The sequence below is a fragment of the Pseudomonas sp. VE 267-6A genome (assembly GCF_024126555.1).
In the GTDB taxonomy this organism is placed as follows: Bacteria; Pseudomonadota; Gammaproteobacteria; order Pseudomonadales; family Pseudomonadaceae; genus Aquipseudomonas; species Aquipseudomonas palmensis.
In genome coordinates, this window is sequence record NZ_JAMYBY010000067.1 from 1 (window position 1) to 210 (window position 210).

1 protein-coding gene is annotated in these 210 nt (G+C 63.8%); it reads right to left on the reverse strand.

Annotation, left to right across the window (positions count from 1 at the left end; genetic code table 11):
- Window positions 1-210, reverse strand: a 210-nt coding sequence (locus tag NJH59_RS25470) for a hypothetical protein (protein WP_253087488.1), incomplete at both ends; no start/stop codon positions are given.

The window sequence follows — 210 nt, forward strand, 5'->3', positions numbered from 1 at the left end:
CCCAGGCGTCCTGCACCAGGTCCAGCCCGCGCTCGTACACCTTGATGTCATCGTCCGGGCAAGCGACGAGCTTGCTGTCGGTGACGTTGATGGTGATGGTCGTGGTGCTTTCGTCACCGTCCGCGTCGCGGATGGTGTAGGTGAACACGTCCTTGGCGCCGGTTGGCGCTACCGAGTTGGGGTCGGCCTTGTAGATCGCCTCGCCATTGG